19 protein-coding genes and 1 pseudogene are annotated in these 20016 nt (G+C 56.3%); 5 read left to right on the forward strand and 15 right to left on the reverse strand.

The genetic code is table 11. The annotated features are described in order from the left end of the window. Position 1 precedes the first annotated feature (1 nt). The 8 genes and pseudogenes from tatC to udp all read right to left on the reverse strand — a co-directional run bounded on the left by tatC (position 2) and on the right by udp (position 7089). Positions 2 to 772, reverse strand: coding sequence for a Sec-independent protein translocase subunit TatC (gene tatC / locus ENTMO_RS0100775; protein ID WP_010426267.1), 771 nt, complete (start codon positions 770 to 772; stop codon positions 2 to 4). A 2-nt stretch (positions 773 to 774) separates the two neighbouring features. Further along, entirely contained in the window at positions 775 to 1317 is a 543-nt protein-coding gene (gene tatB, locus ENTMO_RS0100780; RefSeq protein WP_010426268.1) for a Sec-independent protein translocase protein TatB, read from the reverse strand. A 3-nt stretch (positions 1318 to 1320) separates the two neighbouring features. Continuing rightward, entirely contained in the window at positions 1321 to 1575 is a 255-nt protein-coding gene (tatA, locus tag ENTMO_RS0100785; RefSeq protein WP_010426269.1) for a Sec-independent protein translocase subunit TatA, read from the reverse strand. A gap of 76 nt (positions 1576 to 1651) precedes the next feature. Further along, complete coding sequence (ubiB, locus tag ENTMO_RS0100790) at positions 1652 to 3292, reverse strand: ubiquinone biosynthesis regulatory protein kinase UbiB (RefSeq protein ID WP_010426271.1); 1641 nt, start codon at positions 3290 to 3292, stop codon at positions 1652 to 1654. Beyond that, positions 3289 to 3894, reverse strand: coding sequence for a ubiquinone biosynthesis protein UbiJ (gene ubiJ / locus ENTMO_RS0100795; RefSeq protein WP_010426272.1), 606 nt, complete (start codon positions 3892 to 3894; stop codon positions 3289 to 3291). Before ubiJ ends, ubiB begins: the two co-directional genes overlap by 4 nt. A 13-nt stretch (positions 3895 to 3907) precedes the next feature. Next, positions 3908 to 4663 (reverse strand): bifunctional demethylmenaquinone methyltransferase/2-methoxy-6-polyprenyl-1,4-benzoquinol methylase UbiE, encoded by a 756-nt coding sequence (ubiE, locus tag ENTMO_RS0100800; RefSeq protein ID WP_010426273.1) that lies wholly within the window; start codon positions 4661 to 4663, stop codon positions 3908 to 3910. Between the two features lie 66 nt (positions 4664 to 4729). After that, positions 4730 to 6188: pseudogene (rmuC, locus tag ENTMO_RS23610) on the reverse strand (DNA recombination protein RmuC). A gap of 139 nt (positions 6189 to 6327) precedes the next feature. Continuing rightward, entirely contained in the window at positions 6328 to 7089 is a 762-nt protein-coding gene (gene udp, locus ENTMO_RS0100810) for a uridine phosphorylase (RefSeq protein ID WP_010426274.1), read from the reverse strand. Between the two features lie 256 nt (positions 7090 to 7345). Here udp and ENTMO_RS0100815 point away from each other — a divergent pair, with 256 nt between their 5' ends. Further along, on the forward strand, positions 7346 to 8152 hold the full coding sequence (locus ENTMO_RS0100815; protein WP_010426275.1) for a dienelactone hydrolase family protein: 807 nt from the start codon (positions 7346 to 7348) through the stop codon (positions 8150 to 8152). 48 nt (positions 8153 to 8200) lie between these two features. On the opposite strand, the gene metE is transcribed toward ENTMO_RS0100815, so the two are convergent. Then, a complete protein-coding gene (metE, locus tag ENTMO_RS0100820) occupies positions 8201 to 10462 on the reverse strand; it encodes a 5-methyltetrahydropteroyltriglutamate--homocysteine S-methyltransferase (protein WP_010426277.1) in 2262 nt (753 codons plus the stop codon). Positions 10463 to 10577: 115 nt separating this feature from the next. Here metE and metR point away from each other — a divergent pair, with 115 nt between their 5' ends. Then, the gene (gene metR / locus ENTMO_RS24525) at positions 10578 to 11531 is read left to right on the forward strand and encodes an HTH-type transcriptional regulator MetR (RefSeq protein ID WP_010426278.1); all 954 of its coding nucleotides are present in this window, start codon (positions 10578 to 10580) and stop codon (positions 11529 to 11531) included. On the opposite strand, the gene ENTMO_RS0100835 is transcribed toward metR, so the two are convergent. The 3 genes from ENTMO_RS0100835 to pldB form a co-directional block, all read right to left on the reverse strand. Next, on the reverse strand, positions 11419 to 12318 hold the full coding sequence (locus tag ENTMO_RS0100835) for a carboxylate/amino acid/amine transporter (protein ID WP_010426279.1): 900 nt from the start codon (positions 12316 to 12318) through the stop codon (positions 11419 to 11421). The two genes, metR and ENTMO_RS0100835, sit on opposite strands and share 113 nt — an antisense overlap. A gap of 82 nt (positions 12319 to 12400) precedes the next feature. Continuing rightward, a complete protein-coding gene (gene yigL / locus ENTMO_RS0100840; protein WP_010426280.1) occupies positions 12401 to 13201 on the reverse strand; it encodes a sugar/pyridoxal phosphate phosphatase YigL in 801 nt (266 codons plus the stop codon). Positions 13202 to 13226: 25 nt separating this feature from the next. Continuing rightward, the gene (gene pldB, locus ENTMO_RS0100845) at positions 13227 to 14219 is read right to left on the reverse strand and encodes a lysophospholipase L2 (protein ID WP_010426283.1); all 993 of its coding nucleotides are present in this window, start codon (positions 14217 to 14219) and stop codon (positions 13227 to 13229) included. 110 nt (positions 14220 to 14329) lie between these two features. On the opposite strand from pldB, the gene rhtB reads away from it, so the two are divergent. Beyond that, entirely contained in the window at positions 14330 to 14950 is a 621-nt protein-coding gene (gene rhtB, locus ENTMO_RS0100850) for a homoserine/homoserine lactone efflux protein (protein WP_008501533.1), read from the forward strand. On the opposite strand, the gene rhtC is transcribed toward rhtB, so the two are convergent. The 3 genes from rhtC to pldA form a co-directional block, all read right to left on the reverse strand. Beyond that, positions 14947 to 15567, reverse strand: coding sequence for a threonine export protein RhtC (gene rhtC, locus ENTMO_RS0100855; RefSeq protein WP_010426287.1), 621 nt, complete (start codon positions 15565 to 15567; stop codon positions 14947 to 14949). The two genes, rhtB and rhtC, sit on opposite strands and share 4 nt — an antisense overlap. A gap of 61 nt (positions 15568 to 15628) precedes the next feature. Then, a complete protein-coding gene (recQ, locus tag ENTMO_RS0100860) occupies positions 15629 to 17458 on the reverse strand; it encodes an ATP-dependent DNA helicase RecQ (protein WP_010426289.1) in 1830 nt (609 codons plus the stop codon). Positions 17459 to 17548: 90 nt separating this feature from the next. Continuing rightward, positions 17549 to 18418, reverse strand: a complete 870-nt coding sequence (gene pldA / locus ENTMO_RS0100865) for a phospholipase A (RefSeq protein WP_010426300.1) — start codon at positions 18416 to 18418, stop codon at positions 17549 to 17551. 160 nt (positions 18419 to 18578) lie between these two features. Between pldA and yigI the strand changes: the two genes are divergently transcribed. Both yigI and rarD read left to right on the forward strand, forming a co-directional pair. Continuing rightward, positions 18579 to 19046 (forward strand): acyl-CoA thioesterase YigI, encoded by a 468-nt coding sequence (gene yigI, locus ENTMO_RS0100870; protein WP_010426301.1) that lies wholly within the window; start codon positions 18579 to 18581, stop codon positions 19044 to 19046. A 51-nt stretch (positions 19047 to 19097) separates the two neighbouring features. Then, complete coding sequence (rarD, locus tag ENTMO_RS0100875; RefSeq protein ID WP_010426302.1) at positions 19098 to 19994, forward strand: EamA family transporter RarD; 897 nt, start codon at positions 19098 to 19100, stop codon at positions 19992 to 19994. The last annotated feature ends 22 nt before the right edge of the window (positions 19995 to 20016 follow it).

The raw sequence follows: 20016 nt of genomic DNA on the forward strand, positions 1-20016 counted from the left end.
GTTATTCTTCAGTGGTCTTTTCAGACCCGTCTTCTTCATCTTCCGGCGGACGTCGTTTGCCCACATAGAAACGCGAGAAGAACACGCCGACCTCAAACAAACAATACATCGGTATCGCCAGTAAGGTTTGCGAGAAGACATCCGGTGGCGTCAGCAGCATGCCCACCACAAATGCGCCTACGAGGATATACGGACGCTTCTTGCGGAGATCGTCAGGCGTTGTCACGCCCATCCAGCACAGCAGGACAATCGCCACCGGTACTTCGAACGCCACACCAAACGCCATGAACAGCGCCATGACGAAGCTGAGATAGCTGGCGATGTCTGTCGACACCTGAACCCCTTCCGGCGCGGTATGCGTCAGGAAGCCAAAGGCCAGAGGGAAGACAACGAAATAGGCGAACGCCATGCCGATATAGAACAGCAGCGAACTGGAGACCAGCAGAGGGATCACCAGTTTACGCTCGTGCTTGTACAGCGCCGGCGCGACGAAGGCCCAGACCTGGTACAAAATAACCGGCGCAGACGCAATCAAGGATACCCAGAAGGTCAGCTTGATCGGGGTGAAAAACGGTGAAGCCACGTCCGTGGCGATCATCGTCGCGCCCAGCGGCATCTGTTTAATCAGCGGTGCAGAGACCACCTGATAGATATCGTTGGCAAAATAGACCAGGCACAGGAATATAAGGAGAACCGCAATAATGCAGTTTAACAGGCGCTTGCGCAGCTCAATGAGGTGCGTAATGAGCGGTTGAGTATCATCTACTGCCATGTTTACGCTTTATCACTCGAGGAAGGGGATGATTCGGAAACGGACGCAGCAGGCTTTGCTTCAGCCGCTTTTAACACTGGCTCGACCGACTGCGCCTGTTTTATCACTTCAGGTTCCTGCGGCGTCTGTTCTGGTGCGGCAGCCTGATGCTCCGCGCTGGACGGCGTTACGCCCTCACGCTGCTCTTCGCTGCCCTTCACCACCGGGTTATGGATGGTGTTAGCTTCATCACTCGCCTTTTCAGGATCGTTGATGCTGTATGAACGCTTCATAGATTCAGCCGCTTCGCGCAACTCATCCATTGATGCTTTCAGCTCGGGCGTCAGGTTTTCCATGCTCGCCTTCTCAACTTTTTTCAGGCTGTCCTGAAATTCCTGGAGCTTAAGCTCCTGCGCCAGCTCGTTTTGCACGGTGGTTGCCAGCGAGCGAAGCGCACGCACCCAACCCACCACGGTTTTGACCGCAACAGGAAGACGCTGCGGCCCCAGCACAATCAAACCAATCACAAAGACCAGCAGCAGCTCACTAAAACCAATGTCGAACACGAATTACACCTGCTCTTTATCGTGGCGTTTAGCGTCTTCCTTTTTGGCTTCATCTTGCTTATCAGCGATGGATTTAGCAGTAAAGTCAGCGTCCTGGCTGGTTTTATCCTGCTTACTTTCATCATCACCCATGGCCTTCTTAAAGCCTTTGATAGATGCACCAAGGTCGGAACCGATAGAACCGAGTTTCTTCGTACCAAACAGCAGTACGACGATGACGGCAATGATTAACAATTGCCAGATACTGATACCACCCATACGTAATCCTCAGTGATAGATGCTTAATGAGTCAGGTTGCATTATACGTATGCAACCTGGTGATAGCGACGCAAAATCAGCGCGTTTTTCTCCAGCCAGCGAGCCAGACAACAACGCCGCCAGCCATGAGCCAGGCGGGCATCATCTCCCAGTCAGGGCGATTGATGAGCAGCAGCGTACCACTCCGCAGCAACGTCGCGCCAATGCCAAAGAGGTAACGTGACTGTCCCTGGCGCACGCGGCTGGACTGAAGCTCGTGCGCGATTTTATCCATGCTGTGCTGAAGGTTCTTGCTCTGACGCAAACTGTCGTAAACCAGTTCAGGAATTTCAGGCATTTTTTCAATCCAGAACGGGCCTTTCTCCTTAAGGGAGCGTACCAGCGCTGGGATGCCAACCTGATCTTTGATCCAGGATTCAAGGAAAGGTTTCGCCGTTTTCCATAAGTCTAACTGAGGATAGAGCTGGCGACCTACGCCTTCAACGTAAAGTAATGTTTTCTGAAGTAAAACTAATTGTGGCTGCACTTCCATATTGAAGCGACGCGCGGTATTGAACAGGTTCAGCAAAACGTGACCGAAGGAGATCTCCGACAGCGGTTTTTCGAAAATCGGTTCGCATACTGTGCGGATCGCAAACTCAAACTCTTCGACATTGGTGTCTGGTGGAACCCAGCCAGAATCCACGTGCAGCTCGGCCACCTTGCGGTAGTCGCGGTTGAAGAACGCGATGAAGTTCTCTGCCAGATAGCGCTTATCTTCTTTGTTCAGCGAGCCAACAATGCCACAGTCGATCCCGATGTACTTCGGATCCTCCGGGTGTTCGTAGCTCACGAAGATGTTGCCCGGGTGCATGTCCGCATGGAAAAAGCTGTCGCGGAAGACCTGGGTAAAGAAGACCTGCACACCACGCTCGGCCAGCAGCTTCATGTTGGTGCCCTGCTTTTCCAGCGCAACAACATCCGAGACCGGAATACCGTAAATACGCTCCATGACCATCATGTTCTGGCTGCAATAGTCAGAATAGACTTCAGGAACATACAGCATTGGGCTGTCTTCAAAGTTACGACGCAGCTGAATGGCGTTCGCCGATTCACGCAGCAGGTTAAGCTCGTCAATCAGCGTTTTTTCATACTCCCGCACCACTTCCATCGGGCGCAGTCGGCGGCCATCCGGTAACAGACGCGGTACCCAACGGGCCAACCTGTAGATCAGCTTCATATCGGCTTTGATGATCGGCAGGATATCCGGACGAATAACCTTGATAACCACTTCTTTGCCGTTTTCTTTCAGGCGAGCCGTATGTACCTGGGCAATGGAGGCCGATGCGAGCGGCTGAATGTCGAAATCATCAAACCAGGTTTCAACAGGAATGTTGCCCATCGCTTCTTCGATCTGCTTCTTCGCTCTCACCCCGTCGAACGGGGCAACGCGATCCTGCAGCATCGCCAGTTCATCGGCAATTTGCGGCGGGAAGAGATCGCGGCGGGTAGAAAGCATCTGCCCAAACTTGATCCATACCGGGCCCAGCTCCTGCAGCGCAAGACGCAAGCGTTCGCCTAAAACCTGGTCTTTGTGGCGATTTGGCATCCAGAACAGCGTGCGCCGCCAGATACGAAGCGGCAGCGTGATACGCATTCTGGGGATAAGCTCGTCGAGCCCGTAGCTCAAAAAGGTGCGAACGATAAAATAGAGGCGCCGAATTTCACCAGGCGTCATTTGCCCTCCAGTTTTTCCAGGCGTTTGGTTAACGCATCAACCGCGCGTTCAACAGCAGCGGTCTCTTCTGCAAACCATGCCACTTCCAGCGGCCCGGGGGCCATGCGCCACTCTTCGGTGATGACCTCTGCGGCATAGCGCTGCTGCCGTTGCAGATTTTTGCGCAGGAACGCCGTACCGCCATGAATCGCTTTTCCGATCCCTTCGGCGGCGATGTCGCCGATAAAAGGCGCAAGCAGTTCTGCCGGGTCAAACTCAGCCAGATCGCTGAGCGCCACGAAGTTCTGCACGACCTGAATGTCGCCTTCAACTTCGAGTTCACCGCTGCGGATAAGCGCCGTCAGTTTCTGACGGTCACGCAGTTTTGGCAGCACGCTCATATGAGTGATGACCGAGCAATCCGCCTCGCCCTCCCATTCACCCAGAACGTCAAGCTGGCGCTCGCTGAAGACCAGCACAAGCGGCGTCGAGAACTCTTTTAAAACGATACGCAGTACCTTTCCGTTCAGCCGCTGACGTGCAGCCTTCAGCGCCGGAGCGCGATACAGAAAGGCATTCAATACATTCTCAATGCCTGCGGTGACTAAGGGTTTAAAGGGCACGGGACACCTCCACTCAGAACTTGTAACCGCGGTGTAGCGCGACGACACCCGCCGTCATGTTGAAATACTCAACGTTTTCAAAACCCGCGTCCTGCATCATCGCTTTCAGGGTATCCTGATCCGGGTGCATACGGATGGATTCGGCCAGGTAGCGATAGCTCTCTGCATCGTTCGCTACCAGCTCACCAATACGCGGCAGAACGTGGAAGGAGTAGGCGTCGTAGGCTTTGCTCAGCGGCTCGATAATGGGTTTGGAGAATTCAAGCACCAGCAGACGTCCACCCGGCTTCAGCACGCGGTACATGGAGCGCAGCGCTTTGTCTTTGTCGGTGACGTTACGCAGACCAAAAGAGATGGTGATGCAGTCAAAGGTGTTATCCGGGAACGGCAGCGCTTCAGCGTTTGCCTGCACATATTCCACGTTACCCACAACGCCGATGTTACGCAGTTTCTCGCGCCCCATTTTCAGCATTGAGTCGTTGATATCTGCCAGCACGACGCGACCGGTTTCACCCACCAGACGGGAGAATTTCGCCGTCAGATCGCCCGTTCCGCCAGCCAGATCGAGAACTGTTTGTCCACGACGCACACCGCTGCAGTCAATAGTAAAGCGCTTCCACAAGCGATGAATGCCGAAGGACATCAAGTCATTCATCACATCGTACTTCGCCGCCACGGAATGAAATACGTGGGCCACCATGTCAGCTTTCTGCGCTTTGGCAACAGTCTGAAAGCCAAAGTGCGTCGTGTCTTGTGAATCGTCAACCATCTCAGAGCCTGCTTATCAGTAAAATGTTCGTGAAGTGTAACAGATTGGGCGCGTTTGCCCTACGATTCAACCACCGCGAAAGAAACGCGTCGGCTGCTCTTCTGGCGATAAATTCGCCGCTAAATCGTTGTCTTCACTGTGTGTATTTTGTTCATCCGCGCCTTCACGCAGGCGGAACTCTTCGTCCTGCGACGTCGCCTGTTCAACCAATTCCGGATTAATCTCGCGTTTCACCTCCACCCCCAGGCTGCGAAACGCTTCGGCTTGCGCCAGCAGGTTGCCACGCCCGGAGGAGAGCTTTTTCATCGCCTGCCGGTAGTTATCCTGCGCACGATCCAGGCTTTGCCCTACCGAGGACATATCGTCCACAAACAGGCGCATTTTGTCGTAAAGCTTGCTGGCGCGATCGGCAATATGTTGCGCGTTACGGCTTTGATGCTCGTACCGCCACAGATTAGCAATGGTCCGCAAGGCCACCAGCAGCGTGGTAGGGCTGACCAGCATAATGTTATTTTTCAGCGCTTCGGTGATCAGTTCAGGCTGCCTGTCGAGCGCCAGCAGGAAGGCGGGCTCTACCGGGATAAACATCAGCACATAGTCCAGCGATCGCAGCCCCGGCAGCTGCTGATAATCCTTTCTGCCCAGCAGACGAATATGGTTACGCACGGAGGCGATGTGTTCCTGCAGCGCCGACTCGCGGGTGTAGTCATCTTCCGCGTTGAAATAGCGCTCGTAGGCCACCAGCGTCATTTTGGCGTCAATCACCACATCTTTACCCTGCGGCAGACGTACAATGACATCCGGCTGCATACGCGAGCGGGCATCGTTCTCAATGCTGACCTGGGTTTCGTATTCATACCCTTCGCGCAGGCCAGACGCTTCAAGCACGCGCGTCAGCACCACTTCCCCCCAGTTTCCCTGCGTTTTGTTATCGCCTTTGAGCGCGCGCGTCAGGTTCACTGCCTCCTGCGCCATCTGGGCATTCAGCTGCTGGAGATTACGGATTTCATGCGCCAGGGTGTGCCGCTCGCGCGCCTCCTGACCAAAGCTGTCCTGCACCTGACGGCGAAACCCGTCCAGTTGTTCACGCAGTGGCGTCAGCAGGCTATTCAGGCTCTGTCGGTTCTGTTCGTCAACGCGGCGGTTGCTGTGCTCAAAAATTCGGTTGGCGAGGTTCTCAAACTGTTCGCTGAGGCGCTGCTCGCTGTTGATCATCTGGCGGATTTTGTCTTCCGCATGCAGTTGGGTGGATTCAAGACGGGTGGTCACTTCGCGGAGATCGGCCTCCAGTGAAGTGTTGATGTCGCGCAGGTTACGCAGTTCATTATTGAGCAGCTCGCACTCGTCACGCCAGTGCGAGCCTTGAGCAAGCTGTTGTTTTGTGGGCGCTCAGCTCTGAGACGATCTCTTCACGTTCTGCCAGCTGATCGGCTTTCATCTGCGCATGCTGGTAGCTGGAAATCAGCCAGCCTACCGCCACGCTCACCAGCGCAACCACCGCATAAATCAGGATTGAGATATCCACAATGCCCCCTGCATCAACGTATTACCCGCACAAAATAGAATTGTGCTGTATGAACGTCCAGTTTGAAAGGGTTTTCCTGCGAGGCGCAACGCAAAAAATAAAGGCCGAACATGTCGGCCTTGTGTCTCTGAAGAGAGGATTAGATGAGGCGACGGGCCGCTTCCACCACGATTTTCACCGCATGACTTTCGGTCTGCTTCATGGTTTCGGCATTCGGGATCTCCTGCTGGGTACGGTTGACGATCACGCCCGCCACCATACCGGCACGCAGACCCTGGCTTGCGCACATGGTCAACAGCGTTGCAGATTCCATTTCGTAGTTCATCACGCCCATGGACTGCCACTCTTCCATAGAGCCTTTGAAACGGCTCACCACGCGGCCTGAGAAGGTGTCGTAACGCTCCTGGCCCGGGTAGAAGGTATCGGAAGAGGCGGTGACGCCCACGTGAGTGGTCGCGCCCACGGATTTCGCGGCCTCAACCAGCGCGGTGGTGCATTCGAAATCGGCTACTGCCGGGAATTCCATTGGTGCAAAGTGCAGGCTTGCGCCGTCCAGACGTACAGATGCGGTCGTAACCAGCACGTCGCCCACATTGATGTGCGGCTGAATAGCGCCAGTGGTGCCGATACGCAGGAAAGTACGAATGCCCAGCTGCGCCAGCTCTTCCCCCGCAATAGACGTAGACGGGCCACCGCTACCGGTAGAGCACACGATCACCGCTTTGCCATCCAGCTCTGCGCGCCAGGTGGTGAATTCACGATGGGCTGCCAGCTTAACCGGCTTATCCATCAGCGCGGCGATCTTTTCCACACGCTCAGGATCGCCAGGGACGATAGCGAGCGTAGCCCCTTGTAAATCGTTTTTGGTGAGGCCGAGATGAAAAACATCAGACTTAGACATAGGGTGACTCCTCTGTGGGTCGGTTAGTCAGAAGAAGTAAAACGGTACTTTACAGAAGCACTACGCAGAATTTCGTGACATACCTCACCATGAATAAAAATGGTTGCAGTTAATTTCCATTAAATAGTGACTTACATCACATTAACAAGTTATATCGACAGGTGCTGCACAAAAGATAGACCGTATAAGGCACTGTGGGTTGTTAACCTGGTGACTATATTTACCTTTGCGCTAACTCATTGGTACGGAGAATGCCATGACTGAAAAAACCGGTTTTGCACCTGCTGCGGCTCCGCATGCTTCAACCATCGTCTCAACCTCAGAAGAAGCCATTACTGCGGGCGAGACCTCCATCCCCTCGCAGGGGGAGAATATGCCTGCTTATCACGCGCGGCCAAAATCGGCAGACAGCCCGCTGCCGATCGTGATTGTGGTTCAGGAAATTTTTGGCGTTCACGAGCATATTCGTGACCTCTGCCGCCGCCTGGCGCTGGAAGGGTACCTGGCCATTGCGCCAGAGCTCTATTTCCGTCAGGGCGATCCGAACGATTACAGCGATATCCCTACATTGTTCAACAATCTGGTGAGCAAAGTTCCGGATGCCCAGGTGCTGGCTGACCTTGATCACGTTGCCAGCTGGGCCGCGCGCAACGGGGGCGATGCACATCGTCTGCTGGTGACCGGCTTCTGCTGGGGCGGACGCATTAGCTGGCTGTATGCCGCGCATAACCCGCAGTTGAAAGCGGCCGTCGCCTGGTACGGCAAACTGGTGGGCGAAAAAACGCTGAACTCACCGAAGCAGCCTGTTGATATCGCAACGGATTTGAATGCACCGGTGCTAGGGCTTTATGGTGGTCAGGATACAGGCATTGCGCTTGATACCGTCGAGACCATGCGTCATGCGCTACGCGCGGCGAACGCGAAGGCGGAGATTGTGGTGTACCCGGATGCCGGACACGCGTTTAATGCCGATTATCGCCCGAGCTATCACGCAGAATCAGCCAAAGATGGCTGGCAGAGGATGCTGGCATGGTTTAGCCAGTACGGCGGGAAAAAAGCATAAAAGCAAAAAAGCCCGGTGGCGGCAACGCCTTACCGGGCCTACGCTGCATCAAGCCTGACGCAAGTTCTGCGCCGCCTTCACCATGTTCGCCAGCGCCGCGCGCGTCTCCGGCCAGCCGCGGGTTTTCAGTCCGCAGTCCGGGTTCACCCACAGACGTTCCGCCGGGATCCGCTGGGCGGCTTTTTTCAGCAGGGCTTCGATCCACTCCACGCTCGGCACGTTCGGGGAGTGAATGTCGTAAACGCCCGGCCCGATTTCGTTCGGGTAGTCGAACTCTTCAAACGACTCCAGCAGCTCCATGTCTGAACGCGAGGTCTCGATGGTGATCACGTCGGCGTCCAGCGCGGCAATCGAATCCATGATGTCGTTAAATTCGCAATAGCACATGTGGGTGTGGATCTGGGTGTCGTCCTTCGCCACCGCGGCGTTGATGCGGAACGCTTCCACGCCCCACTGCAGGTAAGCATCCCAGTCGCTGCGACGCAGCGGCAGACCTTCGCGCAGCGCCGGTTCGTCAATCTGGATGATGCCAATGCCTGCAGCTTCCAGATCTGCCACTTCATCACGCAGCGCCAGCGCGATTTGCTTCGCGATAGTCTCACGGGTCACGTCTTCGCGCGGGAAGGACCAGCAGAGAATGGTTACCGGACCGGTGAGCATCCCTTTCACCGGCTTATCGGTCAGGGACTGGGCATACTTCGCCCACTCCACAGTGATCGCTTCCGGGCGGCTGACGTCGCCGATGACCACTGGCGGCTTCACGCAGCGGGAGCCATAGCTCTGCACCCAGCCGTTCTGGGTAAAGACGAAGCCGTCCAGGTGCTCACCGAAGTATTCGACCATGTCGTTACGCTCGGCCTCACCGTGCACCAGCACGTCCAGACCTAAACGCTCCTGCTCGATAATTGCCTGCTTAATGTGCTCAGCGATACCGGTGCGGTAGTTGTTCGCATCCAGGTTGCCCTTCCTGAAGTCCAGACGCAGGCCGCGGATTTCAGTGGTTTGCGGGAAAGAACCAATTGTGGTGGTCGGCCACGCAGGCAGGTTGAAACGGGCGCGCTGCGCTTCGGCGCGAACTTCATACGGGCTCTGGCGCTGGCTGTCCTGCGCAGTGATGGCCGCCAGGCGTTTTTCCACCGCCGGGTTGTGCACACGGGCCGAGTGACGACGCGCCTGGATCGGTGCGCTCCATTCGGTAATCGCCGCCGTCTCGCCGCTGTTCAGCGCGTCGCGCAGCAGCGTCAGCTCTTCGCATTTTTGCAGGGCGAAGGCAAACCAGCTTTTCACTTCAGGGTCGAGACGGGTCTCCACGCTGAGATCGATTGGGCTGTGCAGCAGCGAGCAAGAGGATGCCACCCACAGCTCACGTTTGCCGACAATATCTTTGATTTGTGCATATTTCTCGGTCAGATCGGCACGCCAGACGTTGCGACCGTTAACCAGCCCGGCAGAAAGCAGCCAGTCCGCTGGCAGGCGCTTGTGCAGCTCCGCGACATCGTCTTTACCGTGAACGAAGTCAACGTGCAGGCCCTGAACCGGCAGCGCGGTAATGGTCTTCAGGTTTGGCATCACGCCTTCGAAATAGGTAGTGAGCAGCAGCTTCACTTGCCCGGTGAGCGCGTCATACGCCGGTTTGAAGGCATCAAGCCACTCCTGCGGCAGCTCAAGCACCTGCGCGGGTTCGTCGATTTGCACCCACTGAATGCCGCGCTTGCCCAGCTCAATCAGCACCTGTTTGTAGACCGGCAGAATATCGTTCAGCAGGCTGAGGCGGTCAAACTGTTCGCCTTTTACTTTACCCAGCCACAGGTAGGTGACTGGCCCCAGCAATACGGGCTTCACCTGATGACCCAGCGCCAGCGCTTCGTCCACTTCATCCAGCAGCTGCGTCCAGGTCAGCCTGAACTGCTGACCTTTCACGAACTCCGGCACCATATAGTGATAGTTGGTGTTGAACCACTTGGTCATTTCCGCCGCTGCCGCTGGCTCCCCCGTTGGTGCACGGCCACGGCCGATGCGGAACAGGGTATCAATATCTACCGATCCATCTTTGTTCTGATGACGAGCCGGCACGTTGCCAAGCAGCAGGCTGGTCGTCAGAACATGGTCGTACCAGGCGAAATCGCCCACCGGCAGCAGGTCAATGCCCGCCTGTTTTTGCTGCTCCCAGTGACGGGCGCGCAGCTCGCGTCCCACCGTCAGCAGTTCTTCACGGGTGGTGTTACCCGCCCAGTAGCTTTCTTGCGCTTTTTTCAGTTCGCGGCGCAGGCCAACGCGAGGAAAACCGAGAGTGTGATTGCGGATTGTCATGTTATGCCCCTTGTGAAATTTGTTATTTAGACGTCCAGATGTTTACACATCTATAATTGGCAGGTACTGTATATTCCTCAAGCGCAAAATGTTCATGGCGAAGTGAAGGACTTTCATGATCGAGATTAAACACCTGAAAACGCTACAAGCGTTGCGGAACTGCGGTTCTCTTGCGGCAGCGGCGGCCACGCTGCACCAGACCCAGTCTGCCCTTTCTCACCAGTTCAGCGATCTGGAACAACGCCTCGGCTTTCGTCTTTTTGTGCGTAAGAGCCAGCCTTTGCGCTTTACGCCGCAGGGTGAAATTCTGCTGCAACTGGCAAATCAGGTACTGCCGCAGATCGCCAGCGCGCTGCAGTCCTGCAACGAGCCGCAGCAAACCAAACTGCGTATTGCCATTGAGTGCCATAGCTGTATTCAGTGGCTGACCCCCGCGCTTGAGAACTTCCGCCAGAAGTGGCCGCAGGTGGAGATGGACTTTACATCCGGCGTGACCTTTGACCCGCAGCCGTCGCTTCAGCAGGGCGAGCTGGATCTGGTGATGACGTCAGATATTCTGCCGCGCAGCGGCCTGCACTATTCGCCGATGTTTGATTATGAAGTGCGCCTGGTGCTGGCCCCGGACCATCCGCTGGCCAGTAAAACGCGCATCACGCCGGAAGATCTGGCGACAGAAACGCTGCTGATTTATCCCGTGCAGCGCAGTCGCCTGGATATCTGGCGTCACTTCCTGCAGCCCGCTGGGATTAGCCCACAGCTGAAAAGCGTAGATAACACGTTGCTGTTGATACAGATGGTGGCGGCCAGAATGGGCATCGCGGCATTGCCGCACTGGGTGGTGGAGAGTTTTGAACGCCAGGGTCTGGTGGTGACCAAAACCCTGGGTGAAGGACTGTGGAGCAGGCTGTACGCCGCCGTGCGCGATGGCGAGCAGCGTCAGCCGATTACGGAAGCGTTTATTCGCTCAGCGCGGAACCACGCGTGCGACCATCTTCCGTTTGTGCGGAGCGCGGAGCGACCCAACGGCGATGTACCCACAGCGAAGCCAGGATCACCGCTCCCCCAATAAGGAAACTCGGCCAGTGCGGCTGTTGCTGCCAGATGGCGAGATTGACCAGCAGCCCTGCCGGGACATGCACGTTATTCATGATCCCCAGCGTACCGGCGTCTACCTGCGTAGCGCCGTAGTTCCACATGAAGTATCCCAGCCCGGAAGCCACCACGCCCAGCCAGACCAGAACGCTCCACTGCACGGTGGTAGTCGGCAGTTTTTGCGGGTTGCCGAGCATAAACCACGCCACCACCGCGACAATCGCAGCCCCCATATAGAACCAGGCGAACGCGTTGTGCTGCGGCATCGGACGAGTCTCCATCAGCCGTTTGTATCCCACCATGCCGATGGCGAAGCTGATATTGGCGAGCTGGACGAACATCAGCCCTGTCCAGAAGTGATCGCTTACCTTGTCATAGCGAATAATCGCCGCCCCAAGCACTGCCAGCGCCGCACTTAAAAGATATCCCCAGCGCAGACGACGCTTGCTGAGCAGGTCGTAGATCAGGGTGATGTAGAGCGGCGTGAGCACGGTGAACAGCAGGAATTCCGAGACAGACAGATAAACGTAAGCCCGGAAGCTGAACAGGTACATGATGCCGAGCTGCATCGCGCCCACCAGCATATAAAGCAGTATCGTTTTCAACGATTGTCCGCGCGCGCGCAGAAACGGCAGGAACACCAGCGCCGCCAGCCCCACGCGCATCAGCACCGAGAAGTAGCTGTCGACCGATCCAGCAAGGTATTCGCCAATCAGGCTGAAGGAGAAGGCCCACAGGATAGTGGTGATAATGAGTAGCGCCACAATGCTTGTCTCTCAGAAAGAAGGACAGGCATTGTAGCGAACTCTTTAGTTGACAACTGAACAATAATTAATCAAATGAAGATTATTCAAGGAACAGTTTGCGCAGGTACTTAGGCACAGCGTTATCGCCGTTAGTGCCGATCACTTCCAGCTCCGGGTGCAGGTCTTTCAGACGCTGGTGCGCGTTCTCCATGATGCAGCCTTTGCCCGCCATGGAGAGCATCTCAGCGTCGTTCATGCCGTCTCCAAACGCGATGCAGTCTTTCAGCTCAAAGCCCAGACGTTTAGCCACCGCTTCCAGCGCGTGACCTTTGGAGACGCCACCGGCCATCACTTCCAGGCAGGTCAGCGTGGAGAAGCTCACGTTAACGCGGTCGCCCCAGCGAGCGTTGATCGCTTGCTCCAGCGGCAGCAGCGCTTCATGGCTTTCGCAGGTGAAGAACACCTTACTGATCCCTTCCGGCTCCAGCAGGCCAGGCTCGTACAGTGAGTACTGGAATACGGCTTCCTTGAAAAAGCGCATCTCATCCGGGCGGTGGCGGTTCATAAACCACTCGTCATCGCGATAAACGTTGGTGACGATATCCGGGTTATTGTGCACCACGCCGAACAGATCGGCGGCAATATCGCGGTCCAGATTGTGGGTAAAAATCAGGTTACCATCCGTGTCGTGCACGCGCGCACCGTTGGAGGTGATCATGTACGATTTGATTTCCAGATTATCGCGGATCTGCCCCACGTCCACGTGGTGGCGACCGGTGGCAAACACGAAGTTCACGCCACGGGCAGTCAGGAGTTTTAATGTCTCTTTCGCGTAAGGCGAGAGGGTGTGGTCGGGGGAAAGCAGCGTGCCATCTAAGTCAGATGCAACAACCTGGTACATAGGGAAATTTAACCTCTGGTGAATATCAATTATGCCTGTTGAAAAATTCAACAATGGCGTTAAGCGCGACTGAGCGCATAGCGTCCTTTTCAAAAAGGATCTCATGGTACGCGCCGTTGATGACCAGCGGTTTTCCCCCTTCACAAGGGTGACCGGCGGCAGCGCGCAGTTCACAATAGCGGTCATGCATGCGGTTATCCACCACACGCTCTTCCTCCGCCTGAATCAGAAGCGTCGGCGTGTCATCATCGCCTACGCCCGCCAGCACCTGCTCACCGGCATGAATACCTTCCCGCACCCAGTGCCAGGTCGGGCCGCCAACGCGCAAGCGCGGTTCATCGGCATAAAAGCGCAGGTTGCGGCGATAGCGCTGCCGACTGTGGGTCAGAACGTTGATGGCGAACGGCAATGCGCGCCAGCGCCCGGTACCGATGGCATAGCCTTCACGAATGCGCTGATGGCCCTCAGCCCAGTCGAGAAGATGGCGCACCATCCAATCGGGAAAACGAATGACAATACCGTACATCGGTGCGGTGAGCGCAATGGCGTCGCACTGGTGCTCATACCGCTGCAAAAACAGTGTCGAAATGGCACCGCCCATGGAGTGCGCAAGGATATACCGCTTGCGCCAAGGGCCAGGCTGCACTTCCTGCTGCCAGAACGCTGCAAAATCGTCGACGTAATCGCTGAAGTTATCCACGTGCCCACGGTGCGTATCCGGCAGCATACGACCGGACAACCCCTGTCCACGGTGGTCGATGATCAGCACGTCGAACCCCATATGGACCAGGTCGTAAGCCAGTTCGGCATATTTAACGTAGCTTTCAATGCGTCCGGGGCAGACGACAATCACACGGTCATTTTTTTCATTGCGGAAACGAACGAAGCGCACCGGGATGCCCCCGACGCCCGTAAACTCATCTTCCTCACGCTGCCGCCAGAAATCGGTCAGCGGCCCCATAGAGAAAGCAGCAAAAGCGTTTTCTCGTGTTTCCCAGTCCTTTTTCTGCTGAAACATTGGGTTTCCACTCACGTAATCCAGGGAATATCGTTTTTTTCGTCACTGGTCACAAAATGACGCAATAATAGCGTATTGTGGCATAAAAATAGACGGTTCGCGAGTTTCAAATGACCTTCGAATGGTGGTTCGCCTACCTGCTGACATCCATTATCCTCAGCCTTTCACCGGGCTCGGGTGCCATTAACACCATGACCACCTCCATCAATCACGGCTATCGCGGTGCGGCGGCATCCATCGCCGGTTTGCAGACCGGGCTGGGCATTCATATCGTCCTGGTCGGAATTGGTCTGGGGACCCTGTTCTCCCGCTCGGTGCTGGCGTTTGAAGTGCTGAAATGGGCCGGTGCGGCATATCTGATTTGGCTCGGCATCCAGCAGTGGCGCGCGGCAGGCTCCATCAACCTCAACACGCTCGCTCAGACGCAAAACCGAGGCCATCTGTTTAAGCGCGCGGTCTTCGTCAACCTGACCAACCCGAAGAGCATCGTTTTCCTCGCCGCGCTGTTCCCGCAGTTTATCGTGCCGCACCAGCCGCAGGTGATGCAGTACGTGGTGCTGGGAGCGACCACCATTATTGTCGATATCATCGTGATGATTGGCTATGCGACGCTGGCGCAGCGAATTGCGGCGTGGATCAAAGGGCCTAAGCAGATGAAGGCCCTGAATAAAGTCTTTGGTTCGCTGTTTATGCTGGTTGGCGCGCTGCTTGCGTCAGCGCGTCATGCTTAGCGAGAGATGATGAGATGAATGCCGAAGCCGGCGAACAGCGCGCCGGCGAAGCCGTCGATCCACTTCGCAATGCGCTGGTAGCCACGGCGCATTGCCGGTAAAGCGAACAGGCTGGCCACGATGGTAAACCAGGCAAAGGTTTCAACGACGATCAGCAGGAAGATACCCCAGCGCGCGCCCGCGCCAACGCTATCACCGACAAACAGCGAGAACACGGAGCCGAAATAGATAATCGCTTTCGGGTTCGCCAGGTTGGTCAGCAGCCCTTTCACAAAGCTGCGTCCGCCCGTTGCCAGCTCCACCTTTGGCTCTTCCGGCTTTTTCTCTTCTTTCTTCAGCGCCCCGCGCAGCATCTGGTAGCCCATCCAGCAGAGGTACAGCCCACCGCCGACCATAATGATGTTATGCAGCCAGGCCATCTTCGCCAGGATCAGGTTCAGACCGAGCAGTGCGACTGCCGCCCAGACCATGACGCCCATGGTAATACCGAGCACGCCCATCATCGCCTCTTTGCGGGAGCGGCTGACGGCGGTTTGCGACACGAAGAAAAAGTCAGGGCCTGGGCTCATCAGCGCAACGATGTGCACCAATGCCACGGTGAGAAATAGCATTAACATAATTAGCTCGCGGGGAAATAATGTAGTGAGTCACCATCCTGGCACTTTTTCGCCCGGCTGACTACTCCTCGTCATCACCATCGGCGTGAGAGCGGATGAGCGCCATAAACTCTTTCCCGAAGCGCTCCAGCTTGCGCGTGCCGACGCCGTTGACGCTCAGCATCTCGCTCGCGCTGAGCGGCATCTGCTCGGCCATCTCAATCAGCGTCGCGTCGTTGAACACCACGTAAGGCGGGATGTTTTCTTCGTCGGCAATCGCCTTACGCAGCTTGCGCAGTTTGGCGAACAGCTTGCGGTCGTAGTTGCCGCCGTAGGATTTTTGCATCACGCGCGGCTTCAGGGCGATGACGCGTGGAACGGCCAGTTTCAGTTCAACTTCACCGCGCAGCACCGGACGCGCGGCTTCGGTAAGCTGCAACGCAGAGTGCTGGGCAATGTTTTGCGTGGCAAAGCCAAGGTGGATCAGCTGGCGAATGATACTCACCCAGTGCTCGTGGCTCTGCTCTTTACCGATGCCGTAAACCGGCAGCTTGTCGTGGCCCATATCGCGGATACGCTGGTTATTCGCCCCGCGCAGCACTTCCACCACGTAGCCCATACCAAAGCGTTGATTGACGCGCCCAATGGTTGAGAGCGCTTTACGCGCGTCCATCAGACCATCGTACTGCTTCGGCGGATCAAGGCAAATATCGCAGTTGCCGCACGGCTCCTGTCGCCCTTCACCAAAGTAGTTGAGCAGCACCAGACGGCGGCAGGTTTGCGCTTCGGCAAACGCGCCCATCGCGTTGAGCTTGTGACGCTCGATATCCTGCAGCTGTCCCTGCGGTTTCTCTTCCAGACAGCGGCGCAGCCACGCCATGTCCGCCGGATCGTAAAACAGCATCGCTTCCGCAGGCAGCCCGTCACGCCCGGCGCGACCGGTTTCCTGATAGTAGGATTCGATATTGCGCGGGATGTCGAAGTGCACAACAAAGCGCACATTGGGCTTGTTGATGCCCATCCCGAACGCCACCGTCGCGACCACGATTTGAAGGTCGTCGCGCTGGAATTTCTCCTGCACGTCGGCGCGGATGTGGTTCTCCAGTCCGGCGTGATACGCGGCGGCGCTAAAGCCGCGGTTTTGCAGACGCGCGGCGGTGTCTTCCACCTTCGCACGGCTGTTGCAGTAGATGATGCCGGACTTGCCGCGCTGCTCCTGCACATAGCGCAAGAGCTGATCCAGCGGCTTGAATTTTTCCATCAGCATGTAGCGGATGTTCGGGCGGTCGAAGCTGCTGACCTGAATGTAGGGGTCGTTCAGCCCGAGCAGACGAACGATATCCAGGCGTGTAGTGTCATCCGCCGTGGCGGTAAGCGCCATAAACGGCAGCTCGGGGAAGCGCTGACGCAGCTGGCCGAGGGCGGCATATTCCGGGCGGAAATCGTGTCCCCACTGGGAGATACAGTGCGCTTCATCCACCGCCAGCAGCACCGGGTTCCAGTGCGCGAGATGGTCGAGAAAGTTATCCAGCATCAGGCGTTCCGGCGCGATATACAGCAGGCGAATCTGTCCGGTGCGGCAACCCGCCATCACCTCTTGCTGCTGCTCGCGGGTCTGCGTGGAGTTAAGACAGGCGGCCGCCACGCCGTTGGCGAGCAGCTGGTCGACCTGGTCTTTCATCAGAGAAATGAGGGGGGATACCACGACCGTCAGGCCGTTCAGCACCAGCGCAGGCACCTGATAGCAGAGGGATTTCCCGCCGCCGGTCGGCATCACCACCAGGCAATCGCGGCCTTCCAGCACGGTTTCAATGATGGTTTCCTGGCCGGGGCGGAACTGCTGGTAGCCAAAGGTTTCATGCAAAACCTGTTTAGCCAGCGATTCCTGATTCAATACTTCCGCCTGCGCCACGTTAACCCCATATGCCAGAAATGAAACAGGCGCTATTTTCAGCGCCTGAGAAAGAAACTTCAACGTTTAACGCAAAAACATTCGAGCGACCTAGAAAATATCGTTCAGCATAACGCCCACACCCACACGGGTCTGGTTGAAGTTATAATCGATAAGCGACTCGCCGTAACCGCTGTACACCTGCGTATAAAGACGCACATGTTTCGTCACCGGGTAGCTCAGGCCAACCTCAGCACCACCGTAGCCGGTGTTCCAGTTGTACTGGCCTTTCGCGCTCAGCACGGCATCACCCAGCTGATAGCCAATCTTGAGCTGGTAGTAGCCCATGTATTTGGTGATATCCGGGTTGTCATCGGTGCTGCCCACCACGTACCACGGCTTAACTTCTACCATCCAGTTACCGTTCTGCGCCATCAGGCGCGTATAGGCACGGTTCCAGCTGCGCGAGGTTGGGTCGGAACGTCCGTTGGAATCGTGGTTAAACCCCACCTCGACGTCACGCAGCGTCCAGCCAGCAAATTCGTAATCCGTTGCGAAGCCGAGGAACAGCTGCGGCTCATAGTTGGTTTCACGGAACGGCGAGGACTCACCGCTGTTGGAGAGCTGCCACCAGGACTTTTGGGTGTATGACGCACCGAGCACCGAGTTCGGCCCAAGAATGCCTCGCCAGAACGGGAACGCGAGGCTGAGCTGGAACTTCACCTCATCTTTACGCGCATTATCGGACCAGTTATAGGAACTTATCGCCTCTTTGTTGAGATCGCTGGTCTGGGTATAGATCACGTAGTTGGTGTCATACGGGTACAGTGTGAACGGATTCTCATGCTCCTGAAGCATATTGGCGATGATGCTGCCGCGCACTGCGGGGGCATCGTGCACTTCTTTGACGGTTGCTTCTTGCGCATATGCTGTGAGGGGCAGCGAAACCGCCGCCAGTAACCAACCCAGATACGTCCGCATCGGTGGTGTTCTCCTGAAAGGGTGATATTTAATGAATAGTTTTGTCCGGGCATTCTACAGACTTCTGCAGCAACTTCCGCCTCCTCGTTTCTGAAAGTGGAAATCCTTATTGTTGAGGCATAAAATCAACATTTTGTTAACAACAAGGATGCAACCCCTCATGTCAGCCACGCTTACCGCCGAAGAAACGTTAAAACTCGTGGGCGAGATTTTTGTGTACCACATGCCGTTTAACCGCGCGCTGGGGCTGGAACTGGAGCGATACGAGAAAGACTTTGCCCAGCTCAGCTTTAATAATCAGCCAATGATGGTAGGCAACTGGGCGCAAAGTATTTTGCACGGTGGGGTAATTGCCTCCGCGCTGGACGTGGCGGCGGGGCTGGTCTGCGTCGGCAGCACGCTGACGCGCCATGACACCATCAATGAAGAGGAGCTCCGCCAGCGTCTTTCGCGGATGGGCACTATCGATTTACGCGTCGACTATCTGCGCCCTGGACGGGGTAATCGCTTTACCTGTACCAGCAGCCTGCTGCGCGCGGGCAACAAAGTCGCGGTAGCGCGCGTTGAGTTGCATAACGAAGAACAGGTTTATATCGCCAGCGCAACCGCCACTTATATGGTGGGTTAAGGCGATAAAAACGGGTAAAATTAATTCACTCTTTTGTAACGGATTTTCCCGATGGATGCTAAACAGACGCGGCAGGGCGTTTTACTCGCCCTTGCCGCTTATTTTATTTGGGGTATCGCACCGGCGTACTTCAAATTTATCGCCTATGTACCGGCCGACGAGATCCTCACCCACCGCGTCATCTGGTCGTTCTTCTTTATGATTGCGCTGATGAGCGTCAGCCGTCAGTGGTCCGGCGTCAAAACGCTGCTGCAAACCCCTAAAAAGGTCTTCCTGCTGGCGCTTTCTGCGGTACTGATCGGCGGCAACTGGCTGCTGTTCATTTGGGCGGTGAATAACCATCACATGCTTGAAGCGAGCCTGGGATACTTTATTAACCCGCTGGTGAACATTGTGCTGGGGATGATTTTCCTCGGCGAACGCTTTCGCCGGATGCAGTGGGTAGCGGTCATTCTGGCTTTCTGCGGCGTGCTGGTGCAGCTGTGGACCTTCGGCTCTCTGCCGATTATTGCCCTCGGTCTGGCGTTCAGCTTTGCGTTCTATGGGCTGGTACGTAAGAAGATTGCGGTGGAAGCGCAGACCGGGATGCTGTTTGAAACCCTGTGGCTGCTGCCGGTAGCGGCAATTTATCTGTTTGGCATCGCCGACAGCGCCACCAGCCACATGGGCAGCAACCCGTGGTCGCTGAACCTGATGCTGATGGCCGCGGGCGTGGTGACCACCATTCCGCTGCTGTGCTTCACCGGCGCGGCGACGCGCCTGCGTCTCTCCACGCTGGGCTTCTTCCAGTACATTGGCCCGACGCTGATGTTCCTGCTGGCAGTGGTGTTTTACGGGGAAGTGCCGGGTGCGGATAAGATGGTGACCTTCGCCTTTATCTGGGTGGCGCTGGCAATTTTCGTTGCCGATGCAATTTATACCCAGCGCAGGGTGCGCAAAGGGTTGTAATGTTGCCCTCACCCCAACCCTC

Origin of the sequence: Enterobacter mori LMG 25706, assembly GCF_000211415.1 — a bacterium.
GTDB classification, from domain to species: domain Bacteria; phylum Pseudomonadota; class Gammaproteobacteria; order Enterobacterales; family Enterobacteriaceae; genus Enterobacter; species Enterobacter mori.

Bases quoted from the DNA above. Each gene is read 5' to 3' on its own strand.
- ENTMO_RS0100815 (WP_010426275.1), top strand. From the start codon at position 7,346: ATGACTGAAAAAACCGGTTTTGCACCTGCTGCGGCTCCGCATGCTTCA.
- pldA (WP_010426300.1), bottom strand. From the start codon at position 18,418: ATGCGGACGTATCTGGGTTGGTTACTGGCGGCGGTTTCGCTGCCCCTC.
- yigI (WP_010426301.1), top strand. From the start codon at position 18,579: ATGTCAGCCACGCTTACCGCCGAAGAAACGTTAAAACTCGTGGGCGAG.
- rhtC (WP_010426287.1), bottom strand. From the start codon at position 15,567: ATGTTAATGCTATTTCTCACCGTGGCATTGGTGCACATCGTTGCGCTG.
- ubiB (WP_010426271.1), bottom strand. From the start codon at position 3,292: ATGACGCCTGGTGAAATTCGGCGCCTCTATTTTATCGTTCGCACCTTT.
- tatC (WP_010426267.1), bottom strand. From the start codon at position 772: ATGGCAGTAGATGATACTCAACCGCTCATTACGCACCTCATTGAGCTG.
- ubiE (WP_010426273.1), bottom strand. From the start codon at position 4,663: ATGGTTGACGATTCACAAGACACGACGCACTTTGGCTTTCAGACTGTT.
- pldB (WP_010426283.1), bottom strand. From the start codon at position 14,219: ATGTTTCAGCAGAAAAAGGACTGGGAAACACGAGAAAACGCTTTTGCT.
- rhtB (WP_008501533.1), top strand. From the start codon at position 14,330: ATGACCTTCGAATGGTGGTTCGCCTACCTGCTGACATCCATTATCCTC.
- metR (WP_010426278.1), top strand. From the start codon at position 10,578: ATGATCGAGATTAAACACCTGAAAACGCTACAAGCGTTGCGGAACTGC.
- yigL (WP_010426280.1), bottom strand. From the start codon at position 13,201: ATGTACCAGGTTGTTGCATCTGACTTAGATGGCACGCTGCTTTCCCCC.
- rarD (WP_010426302.1), top strand. From the start codon at position 19,098: ATGGATGCTAAACAGACGCGGCAGGGCGTTTTACTCGCCCTTGCCGCT.
- metE (WP_010426277.1), bottom strand. From the start codon at position 10,462: ATGACAATCCGCAATCACACTCTCGGTTTTCCTCGCGTTGGCCTGCGC.
- udp (WP_010426274.1), bottom strand. From the start codon at position 7,089: ATGTCTAAGTCTGATGTTTTTCATCTCGGCCTCACCAAAAACGATTTA.
- tatA (WP_010426269.1), bottom strand. From the start codon at position 1,575: ATGGGTGGTATCAGTATCTGGCAATTGTTAATCATTGCCGTCATCGTC.